This window comes from Pseudomonas sp. BN607 (assembly GCF_029871175.1).
Taxonomy (GTDB): Bacteria; Pseudomonadota; Gammaproteobacteria; order Pseudomonadales; family Pseudomonadaceae; genus Aquipseudomonas.
Map to the genome: position 1 here is coordinate 1 of NZ_SSOE01000066.1, position 24340 is coordinate 24340.

The 24340-nt window shown below is 63.0% G+C and carries 25 protein-coding genes and 1 rRNA gene; 15 read left to right on the top strand and 11 right to left on the bottom strand.

Annotated features, from left to right (window positions below; genetic code table 11):
• The first annotated feature begins 9 nt into the window (after positions 1 to 9).
• The 4 genes from rrf to E8E68_RS22940 all read left to right on the top strand — a co-directional run bounded on the left by rrf (position 10) and on the right by E8E68_RS22940 (position 3887).
• Positions 10 to 125 (top strand): 5S ribosomal RNA (gene rrf / locus E8E68_RS22925).
• Between the two features lie 199 nt (positions 126 to 324).
• The gene (locus E8E68_RS22930; RefSeq protein ID WP_110747743.1) at positions 325 to 984 is read left to right on the top strand and encodes a paraquat-inducible protein A; all 660 of its coding nucleotides are present in this window, start codon (positions 325 to 327) and stop codon (positions 982 to 984) included.
• A complete protein-coding gene (locus tag E8E68_RS22935) occupies positions 971 to 1594 on the top strand; it encodes a paraquat-inducible protein A (RefSeq protein WP_186689420.1) in 624 nt (207 codons plus the stop codon). Before E8E68_RS22930 ends, E8E68_RS22935 begins: the two co-directional genes overlap by 14 nt.
• A complete protein-coding gene (locus tag E8E68_RS22940; RefSeq protein WP_110747740.1) occupies positions 1587 to 3887 on the top strand; it encodes an MlaD family protein in 2301 nt (766 codons plus the stop codon). Before E8E68_RS22935 ends, E8E68_RS22940 begins: the two co-directional genes overlap by 8 nt.
• A 132-nt stretch (positions 3888 to 4019) precedes the next feature.
• Here E8E68_RS22940 and rpsT read toward each other — a convergent pair whose 3' ends face one another.
• Positions 4020 to 4298, bottom strand: a complete 279-nt coding sequence (gene rpsT / locus E8E68_RS22945) for a 30S ribosomal protein S20 (protein WP_003247625.1) — start codon at positions 4296 to 4298, stop codon at positions 4020 to 4022.
• Between the two features lie 250 nt (positions 4299 to 4548).
• On the opposite strand from rpsT, the gene murJ reads away from it, so the two are divergent.
• The 6 genes from murJ (at position 4549) to ispH (ending at position 11884) form a co-directional block, all read left to right on the top strand.
• Positions 4549 to 6087, top strand: a complete 1539-nt coding sequence (gene murJ, locus E8E68_RS22950; RefSeq protein WP_266028717.1) for a murein biosynthesis integral membrane protein MurJ — start codon at positions 4549 to 4551, stop codon at positions 6085 to 6087.
• Positions 6088 to 6205: 118 nt separating this feature from the next.
• Positions 6206 to 7156: a bifunctional riboflavin kinase/FAD synthetase gene (gene ribF, locus E8E68_RS22955; protein WP_280345173.1), complete on the top strand. Its 951-nt coding sequence runs from the start codon at positions 6206 to 6208 to the stop codon at positions 7154 to 7156.
• The gene (ileS, locus tag E8E68_RS22960) at positions 7153 to 9984 is read left to right on the top strand and encodes an isoleucine--tRNA ligase (RefSeq protein WP_280345175.1); all 2832 of its coding nucleotides are present in this window, start codon (positions 7153 to 7155) and stop codon (positions 9982 to 9984) included. Before ribF ends, ileS begins: the two co-directional genes overlap by 4 nt.
• Positions 9977 to 10492 (top strand): signal peptidase II, encoded by a 516-nt coding sequence (gene lspA / locus E8E68_RS22965; RefSeq protein ID WP_014589581.1) that lies wholly within the window; start codon positions 9977 to 9979, stop codon positions 10490 to 10492. The genes ileS and lspA overlap by 8 nt, the downstream gene beginning before the upstream one ends.
• A complete protein-coding gene (gene fkpB / locus E8E68_RS22970) occupies positions 10485 to 10922 on the top strand; it encodes an FKBP-type peptidyl-prolyl cis-trans isomerase (protein ID WP_003247607.1) in 438 nt (145 codons plus the stop codon). Before lspA ends, fkpB begins: the two co-directional genes overlap by 8 nt.
• Positions 10923 to 10936: 14 nt before the next feature.
• The gene (gene ispH / locus E8E68_RS22975; protein WP_110747727.1) at positions 10937 to 11884 is read left to right on the top strand and encodes a 4-hydroxy-3-methylbut-2-enyl diphosphate reductase; all 948 of its coding nucleotides are present in this window, start codon (positions 10937 to 10939) and stop codon (positions 11882 to 11884) included.
• 76 nt (positions 11885 to 11960) lie between these two features.
• On the opposite strand, the gene E8E68_RS22980 is transcribed toward ispH, so the two are convergent.
• Complete coding sequence (locus E8E68_RS22980; protein ID WP_266028715.1) at positions 11961 to 12443, bottom strand: GspH/FimT family pseudopilin; 483 nt, start codon at positions 12441 to 12443, stop codon at positions 11961 to 11963.
• Between the two features lie 109 nt (positions 12444 to 12552).
• On the opposite strand from E8E68_RS22980, the gene E8E68_RS22985 reads away from it, so the two are divergent.
• From E8E68_RS22985 to thiO, 5 genes are read left to right on the top strand one after another with little or no spacing between them, the layout of a single operon-like run.
• The gene (locus E8E68_RS22985) at positions 12553 to 12735 is read left to right on the top strand and encodes a prepilin-type N-terminal cleavage/methylation domain-containing protein (protein ID WP_266028724.1); all 183 of its coding nucleotides are present in this window, start codon (positions 12553 to 12555) and stop codon (positions 12733 to 12735) included.
• Positions 12732 to 13370, top strand: a complete 639-nt coding sequence (locus E8E68_RS22990) for a prepilin-type N-terminal cleavage/methylation domain-containing protein (RefSeq protein WP_266028714.1) — start codon at positions 12732 to 12734, stop codon at positions 13368 to 13370. The genes E8E68_RS22985 and E8E68_RS22990 overlap by 4 nt, the downstream gene beginning before the upstream one ends.
• The gene (locus E8E68_RS22995; protein ID WP_266028713.1) at positions 13367 to 13831 is read left to right on the top strand and encodes a hypothetical protein; all 465 of its coding nucleotides are present in this window, start codon (positions 13367 to 13369) and stop codon (positions 13829 to 13831) included. Before E8E68_RS22990 ends, E8E68_RS22995 begins: the two co-directional genes overlap by 4 nt.
• A gap of 1 nt (position 13832) precedes the next feature.
• Complete coding sequence (locus E8E68_RS23000) at positions 13833 to 14222, top strand: type IV pilin protein (RefSeq protein ID WP_266028712.1); 390 nt, start codon at positions 13833 to 13835, stop codon at positions 14220 to 14222.
• Positions 14223 to 14276: 54 nt separating this feature from the next.
• Complete coding sequence (gene thiO, locus E8E68_RS23005) at positions 14277 to 15374, top strand: glycine oxidase ThiO (RefSeq protein ID WP_004577282.1); 1098 nt, start codon at positions 14277 to 14279, stop codon at positions 15372 to 15374.
• Between the two features lie 144 nt (positions 15375 to 15518).
• Here the strand turns inward: thiO and E8E68_RS23010 are convergent, their stop codons facing one another.
• The 9 genes from E8E68_RS23010 to E8E68_RS23050 form a co-directional block, all read right to left on the bottom strand.
• Positions 15519 to 16928 (bottom strand): amidase, encoded by a 1410-nt coding sequence (locus E8E68_RS23010; protein WP_280345188.1) that lies wholly within the window; start codon positions 16926 to 16928, stop codon positions 15519 to 15521.
• Between the two features lies 1 nt (position 16929).
• Positions 16930 to 18207, bottom strand: coding sequence for a Zn-dependent hydrolase (locus E8E68_RS23015; protein ID WP_266028710.1), 1278 nt, complete (start codon positions 18205 to 18207; stop codon positions 16930 to 16932).
• 152 nt (positions 18208 to 18359) lie between these two features.
• Positions 18360 to 19055, bottom strand: a complete 696-nt coding sequence (locus tag E8E68_RS23020) for an ABC transporter ATP-binding protein (RefSeq protein WP_266028709.1) — start codon at positions 19053 to 19055, stop codon at positions 18360 to 18362.
• Complete coding sequence (locus E8E68_RS23025; protein ID WP_266028708.1) at positions 19055 to 19807, bottom strand: ABC transporter ATP-binding protein; 753 nt, start codon at positions 19805 to 19807, stop codon at positions 19055 to 19057. Before E8E68_RS23025 ends, E8E68_RS23020 begins: the two co-directional genes overlap by 1 nt.
• On the bottom strand, positions 19807 to 20826 hold the full coding sequence (locus tag E8E68_RS23030) for a branched-chain amino acid ABC transporter permease (RefSeq protein WP_266028707.1): 1020 nt from the start codon (positions 20824 to 20826) through the stop codon (positions 19807 to 19809). Before E8E68_RS23030 ends, E8E68_RS23025 begins: the two co-directional genes overlap by 1 nt.
• Before the next feature lies 1 nt (position 20827).
• Positions 20828 to 21688 carry a branched-chain amino acid ABC transporter permease gene (locus tag E8E68_RS23035; protein ID WP_266028705.1) on the bottom strand — a complete coding sequence of 287 codons (861 nt, stop codon included), beginning with the start codon at positions 21686 to 21688 and terminating at the stop codon, positions 20828 to 20830.
• 65 nt (positions 21689 to 21753) lie between these two features.
• Positions 21754 to 22956, bottom strand: a complete 1203-nt coding sequence (locus E8E68_RS23040; RefSeq protein WP_110747695.1) for an ABC transporter substrate-binding protein — start codon at positions 22954 to 22956, stop codon at positions 21754 to 21756.
• Positions 22957 to 23046: 90 nt separating this feature from the next.
• Positions 23047 to 23811, bottom strand: coding sequence for an FCD domain-containing protein (locus E8E68_RS23045; RefSeq protein WP_110747692.1), 765 nt, complete (start codon positions 23809 to 23811; stop codon positions 23047 to 23049).
• A gap of 267 nt (positions 23812 to 24078) precedes the next feature.
• On the bottom strand, positions 24079 to 24309 hold the full coding sequence (locus E8E68_RS23050) for a PP0621 family protein (RefSeq protein ID WP_016713394.1): 231 nt from the start codon (positions 24307 to 24309) through the stop codon (positions 24079 to 24081).
• Positions 24310 to 24340: the final 31 nt, after the last annotated feature.

Sequence of the window (24340 nt, forward strand, 5' to 3'; positions counted from 1 at the left end):
ACAGAATTTCTTGACGACCATAGAGCATTGGAACCACCTGATCCCATCCCGAACTCAGCAGTGAAACGATGCATCGCCGATGGTAGTGTGGGGTTTCCCCATGTGAGAGTAGGTCATCGTCAAGATTCATTTCGCAAAACCCCTATCTGCACATGCAGGTAGGGGTTTTGTCTTTGTGGTCTGAGAAACCTTCAAACCTCGCGCGCGTCTGCAACCTGGCACAGATCACTGTGGAGGCTTCTGCAGGTCTGCGTGCCATAGTCGCCTCCCACAATCCGAGCCAGACCACTAGAATAGGCTCACGCACCTATTCAGAAGCGCTATATGTCCAATTCTGTTGAACCTGAACCACTGGCCGAGTTGCCGCTGGACGAGCTTGTCGCCTGCCACGAATGCGATTTGCTGCTGCGCAAGCCTGTGCTTCAGCATGATGAAAAAGCCCAATGCCCGCGCTGCGGCTACGAGCTGTACGCGCATCGGCACAATGTGGTCAATCGCAGCCTGGCCCTGGTGCTGACGGCCCTGTTGCTGTTCATTCCGGCCAACTTCCTTCCGATCATGCAGTTGCACCTGCTCGGCCAGACTTCGGACGATACCGTCTGGAGCGGTGTGCTGGGGCTATACAACTCGGAGATGCGTGGCGTCGCCGCAGTGGTGTTTTTGTGCAGCATGGCCATACCGTTGCTCAAGTTGTTATGCCAGCTGACCGTGTTGTTGAGCATTCGCCTGAACATTGGGCGGGACTATGGGTTGGTGTTCTACCGCCTCTATCACCACGTGCGTGACTGGGGCATGCTCGAGGTCTATTTCATGGGCGTGCTCGTGGCCATCGTCAAACTGGTGGACCTGGCTGAACTGACCGTGGGCCTGGGGTTGTTCTGTTTTATCAGTCTGTTGTTGATCCAGGTGTGGCTTGAAGTAGTGATGTCACCGCACCAGATCTGGAGTGCGCTATCAGGGGAGGACCTGCATGCGGGCGATTGATGCAGGCATTCTGGTCTGCAATGAATGTCACGAGCTGAACCGGCAAGAGCCAGGCAGTACTTCGCAAACCTGTACACGTTGCGGCGCTATCGTGCATGCGCGCCGACCCAACAGCATTGTGCGTACCTGGGCGCTGCTGATTGCCGCCTCGATCCTGTACATCCCGGCCAACATGTTGCCCATCATGACGGTGAGCACCCTTGGTCAAGGCAGCCCGGACACGATCATGTCCGGGGTCATTACCCTGCTCAAGCACGGCATGGTGCCGATTGCGGCTGTGGTGTTCATCGCCAGTATTCTGGTGCCCACGTTCAAGCTGGTGGGCATTGGCTTGCTGCTGTACTCCGTGCAGCGCCGGCAACCGTTATCCGCCCGACAACGGATACTGATGTACCGCTTCATCGAGTTCATTGGGCGCTGGTCCATGCTGGATATCTTCGTCATTGCCATTCTGGTGGCGGTGGTGAATTTCGGCCGGATAGCCAGTGTCGAAGCCAACCTGGGCGCTGTCGCGTTCGCAACTGTGGTGATCCTGACAATGCTTGCCGCTTTAACTTTCGATCCCCGACTGATTTGGGATAACACGGAGTCGGATGACGACCATGAGTGACCTGCCAACGGCCAAAACCCGCCCAGCCTCGAACTGGTCGGCCATCTGGATCCTGCCTTTGATCGCTCTGATGATCGGTGGCTGGCTCGCGTGGCAGGCCTATCGCGATGCCGGCGTAGAAATCGAAGTCCGCTTCGAGTCGGGCGAGGGTATCGTCGCCAACAAGACCGAGGTGATTTACAAAGGCATGCCGGTTGGCAAGGTGAAGAGCCTGGTACTCGACGCCAAGGGTGAGAATCAGGGGGTGATTGCCACCATCGAGATGAACAAGGCCGCCGAGCCGCACCTGACCAAGGGCACGCGCTTCTGGCTGGTGAAGCCCAGTGTCAGCCTGGCGGGGATCTCCGGCCTTGAAACACTGGTGTCAGGTAACTACATTGCCGTCAGCCCAGGGGAGGGTGAGCGTACCAAGCGCTTCACTGCATTGAAGGTGGCGCCGCCGCTGTCAGACAGCGAGCCCGGTTTGCACCTCACTCTCAAGGCTGACCGCCTGGGGTCGCTCAACCGTGACAGCCCGGTGTTCTACAAACAGATCCAGGTTGGCCGGGTGAAAAGCTATCGGCTGTCCGAGGACCAGAGCACCGTAGAGGTCAAGGTCTTCATCGAGCCGGCCTATGCCAGCCTGGTGCGCAAGCACACGCGTTTCTGGAACGCCAGCGGCGTCAGCATCGATGCTTCGCTTTCGGGTGTGAAGGTACGCAGCGAGTCGTTGTCGAGCATCGTGGCGGGTGGTATCGCCTTTGCCACCCCGGAATATCGCAAGGACAGCCCGCCCACCGACCCGAGCCTGCCGTTCCGCCTGTATGAAGACTTCGATGCGGCCCAGGCGGGTATCCGGGTCAAGGTTAAGCTGAGCGATTACGAGGGGCTGCAGGCAGGTCGTACGCCCGTCATGTACAAAGGTATCCAGGTGGGTTCGCTTAAAACCCTCAAGATGGAGGATAACTTGGGGAGTGCATCGGCTGAGCTGACGCTGGACCCGCTGACCGAAGACTACCTGGTCGAGGGCACCCAGTTCTGGGTGGTGAAACCGTCGATTTCCCTGGCGGGTATCACGGGGCTCGAGGCGCTCGTAAAGGGTAACTATATCGCCATTCGCCCGGGCGAGAAGGGCGCACGGCCCGAGCGGGAGTTCGAGGCTCGAGCCAAGGCACCGCCTCTCGACCTCAAGGCACCGGGCCTGCATATGGTCTTGTTCGCCGATACCCTGGGCTCGCTGGAGGTGGGCAGCCCCGTGATGTACCGCCAGGTGAAGGTGGGTAGCGTGCAAAGCTACCAGTTCGCCCGCAACAGCAGCCGCATCCTTATTGGTGTGCATATCGAGAAAGAATACGAAAAGTTGGTCAACGGTTCGTCGCGCTTCTGGAATGTCAGTGGTATCACCCTCACCGGTGGTCTGTCGGGCATAAAGATCAAGAGTGAGTCGCTACAAACGCTGATGGCCGGCGGTATTGCCTTCGATACGCCGCGTCCCGACGTGGCGCTGAAGCGGCATATCCCGCGCTTCCGCCTGCATGACAGCCAGGAAGCGGTCAACCGTGCTGGCACGTTGATCACCATCCGCGTAGATCGTGCCGATGGCTTGAAGCCGGGGACGGCCATTCGTTTCCGCGGCCTGGATGTTGGCAGTATCGAAAGTGTCGACCTTACCGACGACCTGCAGGCAGTGCTGCTGCGAGCGCGTATTACCGAAGCGGCAGACCGTATTGCCCGGGCCGGTACGCAGTTCTGGGTGGTCAAGCCAGCGCTGGGGCTGGTGCGCACCGAGAACCTGGATACCTTGATTGGTGGGCAGTACCTGGAAGTGCAGCCCGCGGCCAAGGATCGCGGTCCGCAGCGTGACTTCATCGCCTTGGCCGATGCCCCGCAGGTGGCAGGGCCTGAGGTTGGCCTGCCCTTGACGCTCAGCGCGCCGCGCCGTGGCTCGATCAAGCCAGGTGTGCCGGTAACCTACCGTGAGGTTGCGGTGGGCAAGGTCACGGGCTTCGAGCTGGGCCAGAGCGCTGACCGGGTACTGATCCATATTCTCATCGAGCCGCGCTATGCCACCTTGGTGCGTAGCGGCAGCCGCTTCTGGAACAGCAGTGGCTTCGGTTTCGACTGGGGACTGTTCAAGGGCGCTACAGTGCGGACCGAGTCGGTGGAGACCCTGATCGATGGCGGTATCGCCTTTGCAACGCCGGAGGGTGAGCAGATGGGTAACCCGGCCCGGCCGCAGCAGACCTTTGCCTTGTTCGACAAGGCCGAAGATCAATGGCTGCAGTGGGCGCCGAAGATTCAGATAGCCAAGTAACGTAAAAGTAGGGCCGCCAAGCGCGGCCCCACTCCCACAGGGATCGAGTCCCATAAGGTGCTGTGCCCGCAGTCATAAATCGCAGGCAACAAAAAGCCGACCCTAGGGTCGGCTTTTCGACTTGCGCGTCGCTTAGGCAGCTGCAGCTTCTTTCAGCGCCTTGATGTGGCCATTCAGACGGCCTTTGTGACGAGCAGCCTTGTTCTTGTGGATGATACCTTTGTCGGCCATACGGTCGATTACAGGTACAGCCAGAACGTAAGCGGCTTGTGCTTTTTCAGCGTCTTTTGCGTCAATGGCTTTAACTACATTCTTGATGTAGGTGCGGACCATGGAACGCAGGCTGGCGTTGTGGCTGCGACGCTTCTCAGCCTGTTTTGCACGTTTCTTGGCGGAAGGTGTGTTGGCCACCGTCGAGCTCCTCGAAAGACTTTAGGTAAATAGCAAACAAAATAGGCCGCGAATCATGCCGATCAGTCGAGCGGATGTCAAGGCCACCTGCAAGGTTCCGCCGAGCGGTGCGCCAACAAGCGGGAAAGATTCCTTTCTGCTGCGCGACCTGTACACTCGGGAATTTTTGGCTCCCCTGCGAAGGCGCGGGAGTATCGCACATTCGGACGCTGTCTGGCAGCGTCCTCTGTCATTGGCGTGAATCTTTTCGATGAACCTGCTCAAATCCCTGGCTGCAGTAAGCTCGATCACCATGATTTCGCGGGTGCTGGGCTTCGTTCGCGACACCATCCTGGCGCGTATCTTTGGTGCCGGCGTCGCTACCGACGCCTTCTTCATTGCGTTCAAGCTCCCCAATCTGCTGCGGCGTATCTTTGCCGAAGGCGCTTTTTCCCAGGCCTTCGTGCCGATCCTGGCCGAATACAAGACCCAGCAAGGCGAGGAGGCGACCCGCACCTTCATTGCCTATGTCAGCGGCCTGCTGACCCTAGTCCTGGCACTGGTGACCGCCATCGGTATCCTGGCGGCGCCGTGGGTGGTGTGGGCAACGGCCCCGGGCTTTGTCGACAGCGCCGAAAAATACCAGCTGACCACCGACCTGCTGCGGGTGACCTTTCCTTATATATTGCTGATCTCGCTGTCTTCCCTGGCCGGCGCAATCCTCAATACCTGGAACCGTTTCTCGGTACCGGCCTTTACCCCGACGCTGCTCAACGTGGCGATGATCGCCTTCGCCGTGTTGCTCACGCCGTACTTCAACCCACCGATAATGGCCCTGGCGTGGGGGGTACTGGCCGGTGGGCTGGCGCAGCTGTTGTATCAACTGCCGGCGCTGAAAAAGATCGGCATGCTCGTACTGCCGCGGCTGAACCTGCGCGATGCCGGGGTCTGGCGGGTACTGAAGCAGATGCTGCCGGCGATTCTCGGGGTATCGGTGAGCCAGATCTCGCTGATCATCAACACCATCTTCGCCTCGTTCCTGGTAGCCGGCTCGGTGTCGTGGATGTACTACGCCGACCGCCTCATGGAGCTGCCTTCGGGCGTGCTGGGGGTGGCCCTGGGGACCATCCTGCTGCCGACCCTGGCCAAGACCTACGCCAACAAGGACCGCGAGGAGTACTCGCGGATTCTCGACTGGGGCCTGCGGTTGTGCTTCCTGCTGGTACTGCCGTGTACCCTGGCGCTGGCCATTCTTGCCGAGCCGCTGACCGTCGCGCTGTTCCAATATGGCAAGTTCAGTGCGTTTGATGCGGCCATGACCCAGCGGGCGCTGATGGCCTATTCGGTAGGCTTGCTGGCGATCATTCTGGTCAAGGTACTGGCACCCGGCTTCTATGCGCAGCAGAATATCCGCACACCGGTGAAGATCGCGGTCTTCACCCTGGTCTGCACCCAGCTGTTCAACCTGGCGCTGGTTGGCCCGCTCGCACATGCCGGTCTGGCATTGGCGATCAGCCTCGGCGCCTGCCTGAATGCCGGCTTGCTGTTCTGGAAGCTGCGCAGCCAGCAGTTGTTCGAGCCGCAGCCGGGCTGGGCCATGTTCCTGCTCAAGCTGGTGTTGGCCGTGACGCTGATGTCGGCCGTGCTGCTGGCGGGCATGCACTATATGCCGGCCTGGGAGCAGGGCATCATGCCTGAACGCTTCATGCGCCTCGGGGCGCTGATCCTGGCGGGTGTCGTAGCCTATTTCGGTTGCCTGTACCTGTGCGGTTTCCGGCCCCGGCATTTCGCCCGCAAGGCCTTGCACTAAGGCTTCGGGCGGGTCAGGCGTCGGTTTTTAGCATTCCACGCCGCCCTTGGGCGCTGCTGCCTGTCACCGGCGCCCGGGTGTGGTTATAATCGGCCACTTTATGAGCAAGAAGCGCGTTATGCAGCTGGTTCGAGGTCTTCACAACCTGCACCCCGAGCACCGGGGCTGTGTCGCCACCATTGGCAACTTCGACGGGGTTCACCGCGGCCACCAGGCAATCCTGGCGCGCCTGCGCGAGCGCGGCCAGGCTTTGGGCCTGCCGACCTGCGTGGTGATTTTCGAACCGCAACCACGCGAGTATTTCGCCCCCGATACCGCACCGCCGCGCCTGGCCCGCCTGCGCGACAAGGTCGAGTTGCTGGCCGCCGAGGGCATCGATCGGGTGTTGTGCCTGGCGTTCAACCACCGCTTGAGCAAGCTCAGCGCCGATGCCTTCGTCAAGGCCATCCTGGTGGATGGCCTGGGCGTGCGGCACCTCGAAGTGGGCGATGACTTCCGCTTTGGCTGCGACCGCGCGGGCGACTTCGCCTTCCTGGTCGACGCCGGCAACCGGTACGGTTTCACCGTCGAGGCTGCCAACACGGTGATCCAGGACGGGCTGCGGGTCAGCAGTACCGAAGTGCGCACGGCCCTGGCCGAAGGCGACTTCGAGCTGGCCGAGCACCTCCTGGGCCGCCCATACCGCATTACCGGCCGCGTGCTGCACGGCCAGAAGCTGGCCCGCCAGCTCGGCACACCTACCGCCAACATCCAGCTCAAGCGCCGCCGCGTACCGCTGTCCGGGGTCTACCTTGCCAGCATCGAAATCGACGGCAAGGCCTGGCCGGGTGTGGGCAATATTGGCGTGCGTCCCACCGTTGCCGGTGATGGGCGCCCGCACCTGGAGATTCATCTTCTGGATTTTGCCGGCGACCTGTATGGCCGGCGTCTGACGGTGGAGTTCCACCACAAGCTGCGTGAAGAGCAGCGATTCGCCTCCCTGGAGGCGCTGAAGTCGGCGATCGATGCGGATATCGCCGCCGCACGTGCACATTGGCACGCTCAACCGCTAACGAAGAGCCTGAAATGACCGACTACAAAGCCACGCTTAACCTTCCGGACACCGCCTTCCCCATGAAGGCCGGCCTGCCTCAGCGCGAACCGCAGATACTGCAGCGCTGGGACAGCATTGGCCTGTACCAGAAGCTGCGCGAAATTGGCAAGGATCGTCCCAAGTTCGTCCTGCACGACGGCCCGCCCTATGCCAACGGCAAGATTCACATCGGTCATGCGCTGAACAAGATCCTCAAGGACATGATCGTCCGCTCCAAGACCCTGGCCGGCTTCGATGCGCCGTATGTACCGGGCTGGGACTGCCATGGCCTGCCGATCGAGCACAAGGTCGAGGTTACCCACGGCAAGCACCTCTCTGCCGACCGCACCCGCGAGCTGTGCCGCGAGTACGCTGCCGAGCAGATCGAAGGGCAGAAGACCGAATTCATTCGCCTGGGCGTGCTGGGTGACTGGGACAACCCGTACAAGACCATGAACTTCGCCAACGAAGCTGGCGAAATTCGCGCACTGGCCGAAATGGTCAAGCAAGGCTTCGTGTTCAAGGGCCTGAAGCCGGTGAACTGGTGCTTCGACTGCGGTTCGGCCCTGGCCGAGGCGGAAGTCGAGTACGCCGACAAGAAATCCCAGACCATCGACGTGGCCTTCCCGGTCGCCGACGAAGCCAAGCTGGCTGCCGCCTTCGGCCTGGCGTCGCTGGCCAAGCCTGCCGCCATCGTGATCTGGACCACCACCCCGTGGACCATCCCGGCCAACCAGGCGCTGAATATCCATCCGGAGTTCACGTACGCCCTGGTCGATACCGGCGAGCGCTTGCTGGTGCTGGCTGAGGAGCTGGTCGAGTCGTGCCTCAAACGCTACAACCTGGAAGGCTCGGTCATCGCTACCGCCCAGGGTTCGGCGCTGGAGCTGGTCAACTTCCGTCACCCGTTCTACGACCGCCTGTCGCCGGTGTACCTGGCCGACTACGTTGAACTGGGCGCCGGCACCGGCGTGGTGCACTCCGCGCCTGCCTACGGTGAAGACGACTTCGTCACCTGCAAGCGCTACGGCATGGTCAACGACGACATCCTCACCCCGGTGCAGAGCAACGGTGTGTACGTCGAGTCGCTGCCATTCTTCGGCGGCCAGTTCATCTGGAAGGCCAACCCGGCCATCGTCGACAAGCTGAGCGAAGTCGGTGCGCTGATGCACACCGAAACCATCAGCCACAGCTACATGCACTGCTGGCGTCACAAGACCCCGTTGATCTACCGCGCCACCGCGCAGTGGTTCGTCGGCATGGACAAGCAGCCAAGCACTGGCGAGCCGCTGCGTGAGCGCGCACTGAAAGCCATCGAAGACACCAAGTTCGTCCCGGCCTGGGGCCAGGCGCGCCTGCATTCGATGATCGCCAACCGCCCGGACTGGTGCATCTCGCGTCAGCGCAATTGGGGCGTGCCGATCCCGTTCTTCCTGCACAAGCAGACCGGCGAGCTGCACCCGCGTACCGTCGAGCTGATGGAAGCGGTGGCCAAGCGTGTCGAGCAGGAGGGCATCGAAGCCTGGTTCAAGCTGGACGCCGCCGAACTGCTGGGCGCTGAAGCCGACCAGTACGACAAGATCGCCGACACCCTCGACGTGTGGTTCGACTCCGGTACCACCCACTGGCACGTACTGCGTGGCTCGCACGACATCGGCCACGCCACCGGCCCGCGCGCTGACCTGTACCTGGAAGGTTCCGACCAACACCGCGGCTGGTTCCACTCGTCCTTGCTGACCGGTTGCGCGATCGACAACCACGCGCCGTACCGCGAGCTGCTGACCCACGGCTTCACCGTGGACGAAAACGGCCGCAAGATGTCCAAATCGCTGGGTAACACCATCGAGCCGGAAAAGGTCAACAACACCCTGGGTGCCGACATCCTGCGCCTGTGGGTTTCGGCCACCGACTATTCCGGTGAAATGGCGGTTTCCGAGCAGATCCTGCAGCGCAGTGCCGACGCCTACCGGCGTATCCGCAATACCGCACGCTTCCTGCTGTCCAACCTGTCCGGCTTCGACCCGGCCCGCGACCTGCTGGCCCCGGAAGACATGCTGGCGCTGGACCGCTGGGCCGTGGACCGGACCCTGCTGCTGCAACGCGAACTGGAAGAGCACTACAGCGAGTACCGTTTCTGGAACGTCTACTCCAAGGTGCACAACTTCTGCGTACAGGAGCTGGGCGGCTTCTACCTCGACATCATCAAGGACCGCCAGTACACCACCGGCGCCAACAGTGTCGCCCGCCGTTCCTGCCAGACTGCGCTGTACCACATCAGCGAGGCGCTGGTGCGTTGGATCGCGCCGATCCTGGCGTTCACCGCCGACGAAATCTGGCAGTACCTGCCGGGCGAGCGCAACGAGTCGGTCATGCTCAACGGCTGGTACCAAGGCTTGAGCGAGCTGCCGGAAGGCACCGAGCTGGACCGCGCCTACTGGGACCGCGTCATGGCCGTGAAGGCATCGGTCAACAAGGAGCTGGAAAACCAGCGCACCGCCAAGGTCATCGGCGGCAACCTGCAAGCCGAAGTGACCCTGTTCGCCGACGAAGGCCTGAGCGCCGACCTGGGCAAGCTGGGTGACGAACTGCGCTTCGTGCTGATCACCTCGGCCGCCAGCGTGGTGCCATTCGCCCAGGCCCCGGCCGAAGCGGTCGCCACCGAAGTCGAAGGCCTCAAGCTGCAAGTGGTCAAATCCGGCCACACCAAGTGCGGCCGTTGCTGGCACTTCCGCGCCGACGTCGGTAGCCACCCGGAGCATCCGGAAATCTGCGGCCGTTGCGTCGACAACCTGACCGGCTCGGGTGAGGTACGCCACTATGCCTAACCCTGCAGCGGGGCGCTTCGGGCGCCTTGCATGGCTGTGGCTGAGCTTGCTGGTCCTGGTCGTCGACCAGGCCACCAAGCTGTACTTCAACAACGCCCTGACCATGTACCAGCAGATCGTGGTCATTCCTGACTACTTCAGCTGGACCCTGGCCTACAACACCGGTGCCGCCTTCAGCTTCCTGGCTGACGGCGCAGGTTGGCAGCGCTGGTTGTTCGCCCTGATCGCCGTGGTGGTCAGCGCGGTGCTGGTGGTGTGGCTCAAGCGCCTGGGGCGCAATGAGACCTGGCTGGCCGTGGCGCTGGCGCTGGTGCTGGGTGGGGCGATTGGTAACCTGTACGACCGCATCGTACTGGGCCATGTGGTCGACTTCATCCTGGTGCACTGGCAGAACCGCCATTACTTCCCGGCCTTCAACGTGGCCGACAGCGCCATCACCGTTGGTGCGGTGATGCTGGCGCTGGATATGTTCAAGAGCAAGAAGTCCGAGGATCCGGTCCATGACTGACACCCGTATCGGCCAGAACACCGAAGTCACCCTGCACTTCGCGCTGCACCTGGAAAACGGCGACACCGTCGACAGCACCTTCGACAAGGCCCCGGCTACTTTCAAAGTGGGCGATGGCAACCTGTTGCCTGGCTTTGAAAACGCCCTGTTCGGCTTCAAGGCCGGTGATAAGCGTACGGTAGTGGTAGCGCCGGAGAACGCCTTCGGCCAGCCCAACCCGCAAAACGTGCAAGTCATGCCGCGGTCCAATTTCGAGGGCATGGAGCTGTCCGAAGGGCTGCTGATCATCTTCAACGACGCCGCCAACACCGAGCTGCCGGGTGTGGTCAAAGCGTTCGACGATGACCAGGTGACCATCGACTTCAATCACCCACTGGCTGGCAAGACCCTGACCTTCGAGGTGGAGATCCTCGAGGTGAAGGCCCTGTAAGCCTGGAGCCGATCATGCAAATCAAACTCGCCAACCCTCGCGGCTTTTGCGCTGGGGTCGACCGGGCGATCGAGATCGTCAACCGCGCGTTGGAAGTCTTCGGCCCGCCAATCTATGTGCGCCACGAAGTGGTGCACAACAAGTTCGTGGTGGAAGACCTGCGTAACCGTGGCGCCGTCTTCGTCGAAGAGCTGGACCAGGTGCCGGACGATGTCATTGTCATCTTCAGTGCCCACGGTGTTTCCCAGGCGGTGCGCCAGGAAGCCGCTGGCCGTGGCCTGAAGGTGTTCGATGCCACCTGCCCGCTGGTGACCAAGGTGCACATCGAGGTTGCCAAGTACAGCCGCGATGGCCGTGAGTGCATTCTCATCGGCCACGAGGGGCACCCGGAAGTCGAAGGCACCATGGGCCAGTACGACCCCAGCAATGGTGGCGCCATCTACCTTGTCGAAGACGAGGAAGATGTGGCCAACCTGCAGGTGCGCGACCCGGACCACCTGGCCTTCGTCACCCAGACCACGCTGTCGATGGATGACACCAGCCGTGTTATCGACGCCTTGCGTGCGCGGTTCCCGAATATCGGCGGCCCGCGCAAGGACGACATCTGCTACGCCACGCAAAACCGCCAGGACGCCGTCAAGCAACTGGCCGGTGAAAGCGACGTGGTACTGGTGGTCGGCAGCCCGAACAGCTCGAACTCCAACCGCCTGCGCGAGCTGGCCGAGCGTATGGGCACCCCGGCCTACCTGATCGACGGTGCCGAGGACTTGCAGCGCGACTGGTTCGACCAGGCCGCACGGATTGGCATCACCGCCGGTGCTTCGGCCCCCGAAGTGCTGGTGCGTGGCGTGATCGAGCAGCTCAAGGCCTGGGGCGCTACCGGCGCTGAAGAGCTGGACGGGCGTGAAGAGAACATCACCTTCTCGATGCCCAAAGAGCTGCGGGTTCGCTCGCTGATCTGACGGGGTGTACCGCCGCCCATGCAGGGGCGGCTTTGCAGCCCTTGCGCGACCCAAGACCGTTCCTGCAATGACCACGCTAGCAGCGGTCATTGCTCCGGTCCTGCGTAAGCACCCTGACTCTGCCGCTTGATGCCAACGCCACTTGATATCGGCTGCGAGCAGAGGCGCGTTCGCACATTTCCAGTGTCGCGCCCAACCAGCTGTTGCCCGGCGTCACTGGCACGCCCAGCGCACTGAATTTGAACTGCTCACCGCGATTGCTGGTTATTTTCAGCGGCTTTGCAAGGCGCTGTTCGCGTAGCACCTGGCGGTTATGCTCCAACACTACCCGCCAACCATTCCCCCAATTACCGTCCAGCGCCGACACCAGCACCGGCTGGCTTTGCAGCATGGCATGGCTGCGTGCACTGCGCAGCGCCTGCGCCAGATCACGGGCAGCCGCCGCCCGGTGTAGGTCATCGCTCATTCGGGCGTAGGCCGGCATGCCCAGCTGAGTCAGCAAGACCGCCACGGCCAAGGCCGACAACATTTGTATCAGTGTTACGCCACGTTGCTTCACCGTGCATTCCTTCCTGGACGTGCTTGGCTATAGCTTCCTGGCGGTTGGACAAGAGGTCCAGTCGCCCAAGTTGAAAGCAATGACGGGAAAAGTCGCAGGAGGTGCAGGGATGCACGCAAGGCAAGGGGGCATGACGCTTCTGGAGGTGTTGTTGGCGGTCGTGGTCGTGGCCGCAGGCCTGTTCGCAACGGCTGCGATGCAGTTGCAGGCATTACAGGCAGCGGACAGCGCGCGCCGGGATGCGCAGGCGGCGATGGCGCTGCACAGCGACCATGAGCGCAGGCGGCGATGAGGCGCTGCCAGGCAGGGTTTGGATTGCTTGAGATGGTGCTGGCGCTGGCGATCGGATTGGTGCTGCTGGCGGCGGCCAGTCAGCTTTTTGTCTCTGCGCACCAGACTTGGCGCCTACAAAGTACGGCAGTGCGTATGCAGGATGATGCGCGACTTGCATTGCTGCGCATGGCGCAGGATATCCGCATGGCCGGGATGTTCGGTTGCCTGCGCCTGGGCCCAGACGACTTTCTGGTCCCCGGGTCGGAGCAGGCCTTTGCCCGGCCCTTGGCGAGCGGCCCGTCAAGTTTGAGCCTGGTCGTCGCTGAGTTACCAGGGTATGCCGGCGACCCCGACTGGACCTTGCTGACAAACTGTATCAACAAGGTGGAGGTACACCAGGCGCGCGCGCAAGGTAGCGACAAGCTTATGGCTGTGCCTGTCAGCCGGCATCGCTATGTTCAGGTTGGAAGTACGCTTTACTTCGCGCGGCGCGGTCGCAATCAGCCCTTGGTCGATCACGTGCGCGAACTGCGTGTGGTGCAGGTGGCTGGAGAGCGCATCGATCTTCAGCTGACATTGTATGAGCCGACCTTGCAGCTTGAGCAGCACCATGCGCTGAGCGTGGCATTGCGTAACCCGGTGCCGGCTTCATGAACCGCCAGCGGGGTGTTGTCCTGTTGTTGGCGTTGGTGCTCAGCGTCCTACTGGGCCTGCTTGCCACATCTGCCCTGCGTGACGCGCTGGTGGAAACGCGGATGACCGGTTACCTGAGCGATGGCCTGCTGGCGCTGGAAGAGGCTGAGGCCACTTTGCTGGCCGGGGAGCGCGAACTTGAACGAGCGCCCCCTGACGATTGTAACGCGTGCCTGCCGCCGCCCAGGCCGCACGATCTGGTTGGGCAGTGGCAAGGTACCCAGACCGGCTTTTTCCAGCTGCAGAACCTGGGCGTCAGCACATGTGCCGCGCACATGCCCGAACGGCAGCCGGTTCGCCTGTTCCGGATTACCGCTGTCAGCAAGCAAAGCCGCTCAAGGCATGTACTGGAGGCGGTCTACGCAGTGGCAGGCAATCGAACCCAACGCATCACCTGGCGGCAAAGATTGCGAGGAGACTGACATGCAGCAAGGCTTGAGCCTGATCGAGTTGTTGATTGTGCTGGCCGTGACCGGCATTCTGGCAGCCATTGCCTACCCCAGTTACAGCGACCAGCTTCGGCGAGCCGCGCGCAGCGAAGTGGTTGGCCTGCTGCACGATGCTGCCCTGCGTCTGGAGCGCCACCGCGTGCGCACTGGCCAATACGCCGAGGGCGACCTGGTCTTGCCCGAAGGCACCCGCTACTACAGCCTGCAGGCCCAGCGCGACAGTGACACCTTCACACTGCGCGCCCGGCGGCTACCGCATGGGCTGATGGCGCAGGATGGCTGTGGCGATTTCCAGCTCGACCAGGCTGGCGTGCAGCGCAATCCGGGCGCTGTTGAGCACAGCACGCACTGCTGGGGAAGCTGAAGGTTCAATGATGCCCGGCGCATCGCGGTTTTACTTCAGGTGTTGGATCGACAGATGAGCAAGCAAGTAGTGGTGGTCGGCGGCGGGGTGATCGGCCTGCTGACGGCATTCAACCTGGCAGCCAAGGTCGGCCAGGTGGTGGTGTGCGATCAGGGTGAGGTTGGCCGAGAGTCGTCCTGGGCTGGCGGAGGCATTGTTTCGCCGTTGTACCCGTGGCGCTACAGCGCCGCAGTGACCGCTCTGGCGCACTGGTCGCAGGACTTTTATCCACAGCTGGGCGAGCGTCTGTTCGCCAGCACTGGCGTCGACCCCGAAGTTCACACCACCGGGCTGTACTGGCTCGACCTGGACGACGAGGCCGAAGCGTTGGCCTGGGCCGCGCGCGAGCAGCGGCCGCTGAGTGCCGTGGATATTTCGGCGGCCTACGATGCGGTGCCGGTGTTGGGCCCGGGCTTCAAGCACGCCATCTACATGGCTGGCGTGGCCAATGTGCGCAACCCACGCTTGGTCAAATCGCTGAAAGCGGCGTTGCTGGCGCTGCCAAACGTGACCTTGCGCGAACACTGCCAGATCACCGGCTTCGTGCAGGAAAAGGGGCGCGTGACCGGTGTACAGACGGCTGATGGCGTACTGGCGGCGGATGAGGTTGTGCTCAGTGCAGGCGCCTGGAGTGGCGACCTGTTGCGTACCCTTGGCCTTGAACTGCCTGTGGAGCCCGTGAAGGGCCAGATGATCCTGTTCAAGTGTGCTGAAGACTTCTTGCCGAGCATGGTGCTGGCCAAGGGGCGTTATGCAATCCCGCGACGTGACGGGCACATTCTGGTGGGGAGCACGCTGGAACACGCCGGGTATGACAAGACCCCGACCGGGGATGCGCTGGAAAGCCTGAAGGCATCGGCGGTGGAGTTGTTGCCAGAGCTTGAAGGCGCCACAGTGGTGGCGCACTGGGCGGGACTGCGGCCGGGGTCGCCAGAAGGCATCCCTTACATTGGGCCTGTGCCGGGGCATGAAGGGTTGTGGCTGAACTGCGGGCATTATCGCAATGGGCTGGTGCTGGCGCCGGCTTCGTGCCAGCTGTTTACCGATTTGCTGACAGGGGCCGAGCCGATTATCGACCCGGCGCCGTATGCGCCAGAAGGGCGTTTGGGCTGAGGGCCTCTTCGCGGGTGAACCCGCTCCCACACGAGCGGGTTCACCCGCGAAAGGGCCGCAGAGGCCAATACAGATTTCAGCCAGTAATCGGTGTGTGTAGGAGCGGGTTCACCCGCGAAAGGGCCGCAGAAGCCAATACAGATTTCAGCCAGTAATCGGTGCTTGCAAGTGCCGGCTCGGATAATGCTGCTCATACACCTTGCACACCCGCAGCACTTGCTCATCGGCAAAGCGCCCGGCCACCACCTGCAGGCCCACCGGCAACCCCTCGCGGGTAAACCCGCAGGGCACCGAAGCCGCCGGCTGCTGGGTCAGGTTGAACGGGTAGCTGAACGGCGTCCACTCCATCCATTGCGCCATCCCCGACCCAGGCGGCACGTTGTGTCCGGCTTCGAACGCCACCAACGGCAGCATCGGCGATACCAGCACGTCATATCGCTGATGAAAGGCATTCATCTTCGCAATCAATTCTGCCCGTGCCTCTAGCGCCTGGGTGTATTCGCCAAGGCTGATCTGTGCGCCTTGTTCGGCAATCCAGCGCAGCCCCGGGTCAAGCAACGCTTTCTGCTCATCGCTCAAGGCACTGGCCAATCGCGCAGCCCCGGCAAACCACAGGGTATTGAAGGTTTCCAGCGGGTCGCTGAAGCCCGGGTCCACTTCCTCTACCTGCGCACCCAACCGCGCCAGGCGCTGCACCGCTTGCGCCACCAGTGCCTGGATCTGTGGGTCGACCTGCACGTAACCGAAGTTGGCGCTGTAGGCGATGCGTAGGCCGCGCAGATCTTGCTGCTGGCCCAGCCACGGCGCCTGCCGGGGCGCGCCGGCCAAACCGTCGCGGGCATCGGGGCGGGCTACGCAGTCGAGCATCAGTACCGAGTCGTCCACGGTACGCGTCATCGGCCCCAGGTGCGACAGCACGGTCATGGCGCTGGCCGGCCATTGCGGCACATAGCCGAAGGTCGGTTTGATACCGAAGGTGCCGGTAAAGGCGCAGGGGATGCGAATCGAGCCGCCAGCATCGCTGCCCTGGTGCAGTACGCCCAGGTTCAGTGCCGCTGCTGCTGCCGCACCGCCGGACGAGCCCCCGGCAGTCAGCCTGGTATCCCACGGGTTGCGGGTAATGCCGTACAGCGGGTTGTCGGTCACGCCTTTCCAGCCGAACTCCGGCGTGGTGGTCTTGCCCACCAGCACTGCACCGGCTTCACGCATGAAGGCGCTGAAGGGCGCATCGATTTCCCACGGCCCGGTACCCGAGGTCGTACGCGAGCCCTTGCGGGTGGGCATGCCACGCGTCAGGGTCAGGTCCTTGATCGAAGCGGGCACGCCATCCAGTCGGCCACAGGGCTCGCCGCGCTGCCAGCGTTGTTCGCTGGCGCGGGCTGCGGCGCGGGCACCTTCGCCATCGACATGGCAGTAGGCGTTGACTGCCGGGTTATGCAGGTCGATGCGCGCCAGCACATCGTCGACCACTTCGACCGGGGACAACTGGCGGCGCTGGTACAACGCGAGCAGTTCGACGGCGGTGAACTCGCCAATCGCGGTTTTCTGGCTCATTTCAACGGGCTCCTGAGTTGGCGGCCTGGAACATGGCACGCAGCAGCACGTCGCAGCCGTCGGCCAGGTCCTGCGGCGCGGCATTTTCGATTTCGTTGTGGCTGATGCCACCTTCGCATGGCACGAAGATCATCCCGGCCGGGCCCAGCTCGGCGAGGAAGATCGCATCGTGGCCGGCGCCGCTGACGATATCCATGTGGCTCAGGCCCAGCGCACGCGCGCCTTGGCGCACGGCATCCACGCACTGCTCGGCGAAGTACAGGGGCGGGAAGTCGGCTGTCGGGGTCAGCTGATAGCTCAGGCCATGCTTCACCGTGCTGGTTTCGAGAGCTGCGCGCACTTCGCTGACCATGGCGTCGAGGTGCCCAGGGTCGAGGTGGCGCAGGTCGATGGTCATGTGCACCTGGCCGGGGATGACGTTGCGCGAGCCTGGGTGCAAGGTCAGGCAGCCGACCGTGCCGCAGGCATGTGGCTGGTGCGCGTGAGCAACGCGGTTGACCGCAGCCACCACCTCGGCAGCGCCGACCAATGCGTCCTTGCGCAAGTGCATGGGCGTGGGGCCTGCATGCGCCTCGACGCCGGTAAGGGTCAGGTCGAACCATTTTTGCCCCAGGCAGCCTTGGACCACGCCGATGGTGGTGCGCTGGTCTTCCAGCACCGGGCCTTGCTCGATATGCGCTTCGAAGTAGGCGCCCACGGCATGCCCGGTGGGCACGCGCGGGCCGGCGTAGCCGATGCGCTGCAGCTCGGCGCCGACCGACAGACCCTGGTCATCGACCTTGGCCAGGGTTTCCTGCAGGCCGAACTTACCGGCGAACACACCTGAGCCCATCATGCACGGCGGGAAACGCGAGCCTTCTTCGTTGGTCCACACCACCACTTCCAGCGGGGCGTCGGTGGCCAGGTCAAGGTCGTTGAGGGTGCGCATGACTTCAAGGCCGGCCATGACGCCATAGCAGCCATCGAACTTGCCGCCGGTGGGTTGGGTATCGATGTGGCTGCCGGTCATCACCGGTGCCAGGGCAGGGTTGCGGCCGGGGCGGCGGGCGAAGATGTTGCCGATGGCGTCGATGCTGACGGTGCAGCCGGCTTCTTCGCACCAGCGCACGAACAGGTCGCGCGCCTGGCGGTCGAGGTCGGTCAGGGCCAGGCGGCACACGCCGCCCTTGGCGGTGGCGCCGAGCTGGGCCAGGTCCATCAATGATTGCCAGAGGCGCTCGCGGTTGATCAGAGGGCCTTGGCCGAGCAGGTGCAGCGAGGGATCGATGCGGGTGTTCATGGTTCAGCTCTCCTGAAATTACTGGGTGGCTCGTACCGGCCTATTCGCGGGTGAACCCGCTCCTACAAAGGCCTCGCAGGGCTGAGGGTGGTGACATCTTTGTAGGCGCGAGTTTGCCCGCGAAAGGGCCGGTACAGGTAAGCACGGTCGGGTCAGGCGCTAAGGGCCAGGTAACGGTTCTTGATACTTGGGTCTTCGCGGAACTGCGCCGCACTGCCCTGGTAGGCGACCCGGCCCTGCTCCAGCACATAGTGGCGATCAGCAAGGGCATCGCAGACCATCAGGTTCTGCTCCACCAGCAGGATCGAAAGACCTTCGTCCTTGATCCGCCGCAATATCTTCACCAGTTCATCGACAATCACCGGGGCCAGGCCTTCGGTGGGTTCGTCGAGGATCAGCAGCTTGGGGCCGTTGAGCAGGGCGCGGGCGATGGCGAGCATCTGTTGCTCGCCACCGGACAGGGCAAAACCACCGTTGCGGCGACGCTCCTTCAGGCGCGGGAACATGCTGTACACGTCCTCCAGCTGCCAGCGGCTGGCCTTGCGTACGGCAATCTTCAGGTTCTCCTCGACGCTGAGCTGGCGAAAGATGCCGCGGTGCTCCGGCACCAAGGCAATGCCCTGCCGGGCGATATCGAAGATTTCGCGGCCGACCAGTTGCTGGCCGTTGAAGCTGATCTGCCCCTGCCGTGGGCGGACGATGCCGAGGATGCTGCGCAAGGTGGTGGTCTTGCCGGCACCGTTGCGCCCCAGCAGGGTCACCAGTTCGCCAGCCTCGACCTTGAGTGAGACACCTTCAAGCACATGGCTCTTGTCGTAGTAGGAATGGATCGAATCGACGTTGAGCATCAGGCGGCCTCTCCAAGGTAAGCGGTGCGCACGCGCTCGTCGTTGCGCACCTGTTCAGGGGTACCCTCGACCAGGATCTGGCCGTGGCTCATCACCGTGATGCGCTGGCTGATCGACATGACGATGCTCATGTTGTGCTCGATCAGCAGCACGGTGTGGTCGCGGCCAAGGTCGTTGATCAGGTCGGTCATCACCGGGATATCGTCTATGCCCATGCCCGAGGTGGGCTCGTCGAGCATCAGCAGGGTGGGCTTGGCGCAGATCGACATGCCCACTTCCAGCACCCGCTGCTGACCGTGCGACAGCTCGCCGGCAAGGGTCTCGGCGCGCCCCGTCAGCTTCAGGCGCTCCAGCACCTGGTCGGCGGTGTTCCAGTGGCTGCGCTTGTGCTCGACGCTGCGCCAGAAGTTCAGCGCGCCCAGGCCGTCTCGGCCCTGGGCAGCCAGGCGCAGGTTTTCGCGCACCGACAGGTTCTGGAACAGGCTGGTGAGCTGGAACGAACGGGCCATGCCCAGTGCCACGCGCCCGTGGGATGGCTTGCGGATGATGTCCTGGCCGTTGAACAGGATCTTGCCCGCGGTGGCCTGGCGCTCGCCGGTCAGGCAGTGGAACAGGCTGGTCTTGCCGGCGCCGTTGGGGCCGATGACCGTGTGGATGGTGCCGGCGCGCACTTTAAGGTCCACGCCTGCGACAGCTTTGAACGGGCCATAGGCCAGCTCCAGCTGGCGGGTTTCCAGGAGGTAGTCGCTCATTACAGGGTCTCCTTGGTCTTGGCCTGGGGTTTGTCATGGGGGTTACGGGTGGCCAGCAGGCGCTTGCCCAGGTCGGCCAGGCCGCCCCACAGGCCGCCGCGCATGAACACCACCACCAGGATCAGGATCACCCCCAGCAGCATCAGCCAGCGTGGCCACAGCTCTGACAGCACATCGCCCAGCAGCACGATGGCACCGGCCCCCAGCAGCGAGCCGAACAGCGAGCCAGTGCCGCCGACGATGGTCATGATCAGGATGTTCTCGCTCATCATCAGGTCGATGTTCGACAGCGGTGCAAAGTGCAGCAGCATGGCGTACAAAGCCCCCGCCAGCCCGGTAATGGCGCCCGACAGCATGAACACCAGAATCTTGAAGTGGCGGGTGTCGTAGCCGATGGCGGCGGCACGGGTCTCGTTTTCGCGGATGGCCAGCAGGGTGCTGCCGAACGGCGAGCGGATCACCCGCAGGGCGCCGGCGAAGATCAGCAGGAACAGCACGGCTACAAACACGTAGAAGTGCCTTGGGTCGGCCAGGTCGACCAGCACATGGCCGGCGATTTCGATATTCGGCCGTGGCACATCAAGCAGGCCGTTGTCGCCCCCGGTCCAGCCGCTGAGGGTATAGGCCAGGAAATAGGCCATCTGGCTGAAGGCCAGGGTCAGCATGACGAAGTAGATGCCCGTGCGACGGATCGCCAGTGCGCCCACCAGCAGCGCGAGGACGGCGCCGAACACAGCTGCCCCCAGCAGCGCGGCGAACATGCCCCACTGCAAGTGAATCATCAGCAGCGCTGCGCCATAGGCGCCCACGCCAAAGAAGATCCCTTGGCCGAACGACAGCAGGCCGGTGTAGCCGAGCAGCAGGTTGCAGGCCAGCGCGGCCAGGGCAAAGATCAAGATCTCGGTGGCCAGGGTGGCGGAGGGCAGCAGCAGCGGCAGTGCCACCAGGCTGGCGACCACCAGCAACAGCAGCGCCGGGGCGCGGCCCTTGGCGACCGGCAATGGGTTCTTTTCGCTCATCTCAGGCTCTCCCGAACAGGCCATAGGGGCGTACCAGGATCACCGCCGCCATGGCGCCGTAGATCATCAGGCTGGCGCCTTGCGGCCAAAGACTGGTCATCATGCTTTGCACCACACCCACCAGCAGGCCGCCGACCAGCGCACCGCCGAACGAGCCCATGCCGCCGATCACCACCACCACGAAGGCGATGCCGAGGATTTCCGGGCCGACGAAAGGCTGTGCACCGCGCAGGGGGGCGAACAGCACCCCGGCCACCCCGGCCAGGCCTACACCCAGGGCGAAGGTCAGGGAGAACAGGCGGAAGATGTTGGTGCCCAGCAGCGATACGGTTTCGGTGCTTTCGCTACCGGCCCGCACCAGCGCGCCAAAGCGGGTGCGCTCCAGCAGCAGCCACAGGCCAACGCCGATCAGTGCGGCGAAGCCGATCAGGAACAGGCGGTAGTAGGGGTAGATGAAATCACCGACGATCAGCACCCCACGCAGCTCGGGCGGCACGGCGATGTTCTTGCCCACCGGGCCCCAGATCAGCACCGAGGCCTCCTGGATGATCAATGCGATGCCCAGGGTGACAAGGATCTGGAAGGTGTGTGGCAGGTGGTAGATGCGTTTGATCAACACGCGCTCCACCGCCCAGGCCAGCGCGGCCACCGCCAGCGGTGCAATCAGCAGTGCCAGCCAGAAGTTGCCGGTGATGGCCACGGCGGTGTAGCACAGGTAGGCGCCCAGCAGAAAGAACGCACCGTGGGCGAAGTTGACGAAGTTGAGCAGGCCGAAAATGATCGTCAGGCCTACGGCGATGAGGAAGTAGATCATCCCCAGGCCCAGGCCGTTCAGCAGTTGGAACAGGTACAAATCGAGCATGTGCGTGCCCTCGACAGCGCGCTGGGCGGCTGCCTGTACGAGTGTGGGTGTCTAACGCCGCGGCTTCAGGCCAGGGCGCAACCGGTGTGGTCGACCTCGACGAACGAGCGGCCCGAGCTGATGATTTCGGCCAGGTCGTCCTCGTCGCGCATCTGCCCCTGGGGCTTGCCGCGCAGCAGGTAGTAATCCTTGAGCACCTGGTGGTCGCCTGGCCGGATCAGCTCTTCGCCGGTCGGGCCCTGGAAGCGCATGCCCTGCAGTGCTGCAGATACGGCGGCACCGTCCAGGCTGCCAGCCTTGACGATGGCTTCGAGCATGACCTTGGTGCCGATGTAGTCGGCGGCCAGCGGGTAGTTGGGGTTGATGCCATAGGCCTTGCGGGTGGCGGCGACCAGCTGCTTGTTCAGCGGCGTATCGACCTGGTGCCAGTACTGTGCACCCAGGTACACGCCTTCAAGCACGTCGCTGCCCAGCTCCTGAAACTGGTCGAGGCCGGCTGACCACACCATCAGCACTTTCATGCGGTCCTTGATGCCGAAGTTGACCGCTTGGCGCAGCGCGTTGGAGGCCTGGCTACCGAAGTTGAGCAGTACCAGCACGTCGGGTTTGGCGGCGATGGCGTTGGTGAGGTAGCCGGAGAACTCCTGCTCCTGCAGCGAGTGATAGCTGTTGCCGATATGTTCCACGCCAAGCTCCGCGAACACCTTGCGGGCGTTGTCCAGCAGGGCGTCGCCGAACACGTATTGCGGGGTGATGGTGTACCAGCGCTTGGCCTGCGGCAGCTGGCGGATCATCGGTACCAGGGTTTCGCGAATGGCGCCGTAGGTGGGCACCGACCAGCGGAAGGTGGATGCGTTGCAGTCTTTGCCAGTGATTTCGTCGGCGCCGACCGGGGTCATGAATACGCCGCCGGCCTTGTGGATTTCCTTCGACACCGCCAGCGCCGAGGACGACAAGGTACAGCCCTGGAAGAAGCGGGCGCCATCCTGGCCGATGGCTTCCTGCACCTTGCGCACCGCTTTGCCGGCGTTGCCTTCGGTGTCGATGACCTTGTACTTGAGCGGCTGGCCGAGTAGCTGCGGGTACTCGGCGATGGCCAGGCGCGAGCCCATGTCGGCGTACTTGCCGTAGCTGGCGAAGGCGCCCGACATGGACTTGAGCCCATAGAAGGTCAACGGTTGGTCGGCGAATGCCCGGTGCGCCCCCAAGGGGAGGCTACCTAAGGCACCCAGGGCAAGGCCTGCCTTGAGCAGGGTACGTCTTTGCATGAGTAACTCCTTGGTTGTGGTTATTAGGCAGGAGTGGCAATGACAAAGCGGGTACGGCCGGGCCTGTCTGCAGGCCTCTTTGCAGGCGCATCAGTGGTGGTGGTTGAACTCCAGCAGGAAGTTGCGGGCAACCTCGCCTTCCAGCGCGGTCATGTGGTGCTCGGCGTCGCACATGTGTTCGTGCATAAGCCGGCGTACGGCGGGTTCGTCGCTGGCGCGCAGGGCGCTCAGCAATTGCTTGTGGTAGTCGATGTTGGCGGCGGCGAACTGCTGGCGCTTGGGCAGGTAGGCTTTTTTCAGCACCACCAGGTCGCGCAGCAGGTCGTTGAGGAACACCGCCATGAAACGCAGCAATGGGTTGGGGCAACGGTCGGCCAGCAGGGTGTGGAACTCCAGCTCTGCCAGGCGCTGTTCGCGCTGGCCCTCTTCGCTGTCTTCCGGCGCGCTGCAGAAGTCGATGTTGGCCTGCAGCGCGGTGTAGTCGGCTTCGCTCAGCTTGCCCATCACCGATACCGCCAGCTCTACCTCGATGACTTTGCGCAGCTGGTACACCTGTTCGCCGTCCAGGTGCTGAAAGTGCAGGTAGTTGCGCAGCGCACGGCTGGCCGGCTCGGTGCCCACTTCGTTCAGGTAGGCGCCACCGGTAGGGCCGGTGCGGGTGCTGACCAGGCCTTCGACTTCCAGCGCCTTGAGGGCTTCGCGGGCGGTGCCCTTGGAGCATTCGAAATGTTCCATCAGCTCACGCTCGGTGGGCAGGCGGTCGCCGGGATGCAGCGCTTCGGTGACGATCGAGCGCTTGACCGACTCGACGATCACATCGGACAGCTTTTGGCGCTTGCGTTTGGCTTTGAGCATTTCGCTATTTTTCATATTTATGCGGATAAATAGGATTTAGCGAATTTTGCCGGTGTGGGTCAATGGTGGCGGCGGGGCGAGGTCGTAAATGGTGTGAAAGGGTCGGGGAGGGATAAGTGGAACACGAAACTGCAGATAAACACTGTGGGAGCGGGCGTGCCCGCGAACACCGGCGAAGCCGGTGCCATACACCGCGGTGCCTGCTTCGCGGGCAAGCCCGCTCCCACAGATTTCGAATGGGTTTTCAGGATTGAACAGACGTTGTGTTCAGCCTTGGCGGCCAGGGCCTTGCTGCAGGTGTGCCTGGCTGCAATACCACTCGTTGCCTTGCTGCAGCGCCCGGTCGTTGGGCAGGTGCACGCCGCAATGGGCACAGCGCACCATCTTCAGCGGTGCGTCCAGCTTCGCCTCGGGGTGCGACTGCTGGCTGACTTTGAACTTGCGCCACAGCCAGAACGCGGCGGCGATCAGGGCGATCCAGAAAAGTAGGCGAACCATGGTGTCCAGCTTGTCGGTTGAAGAAGCCGAC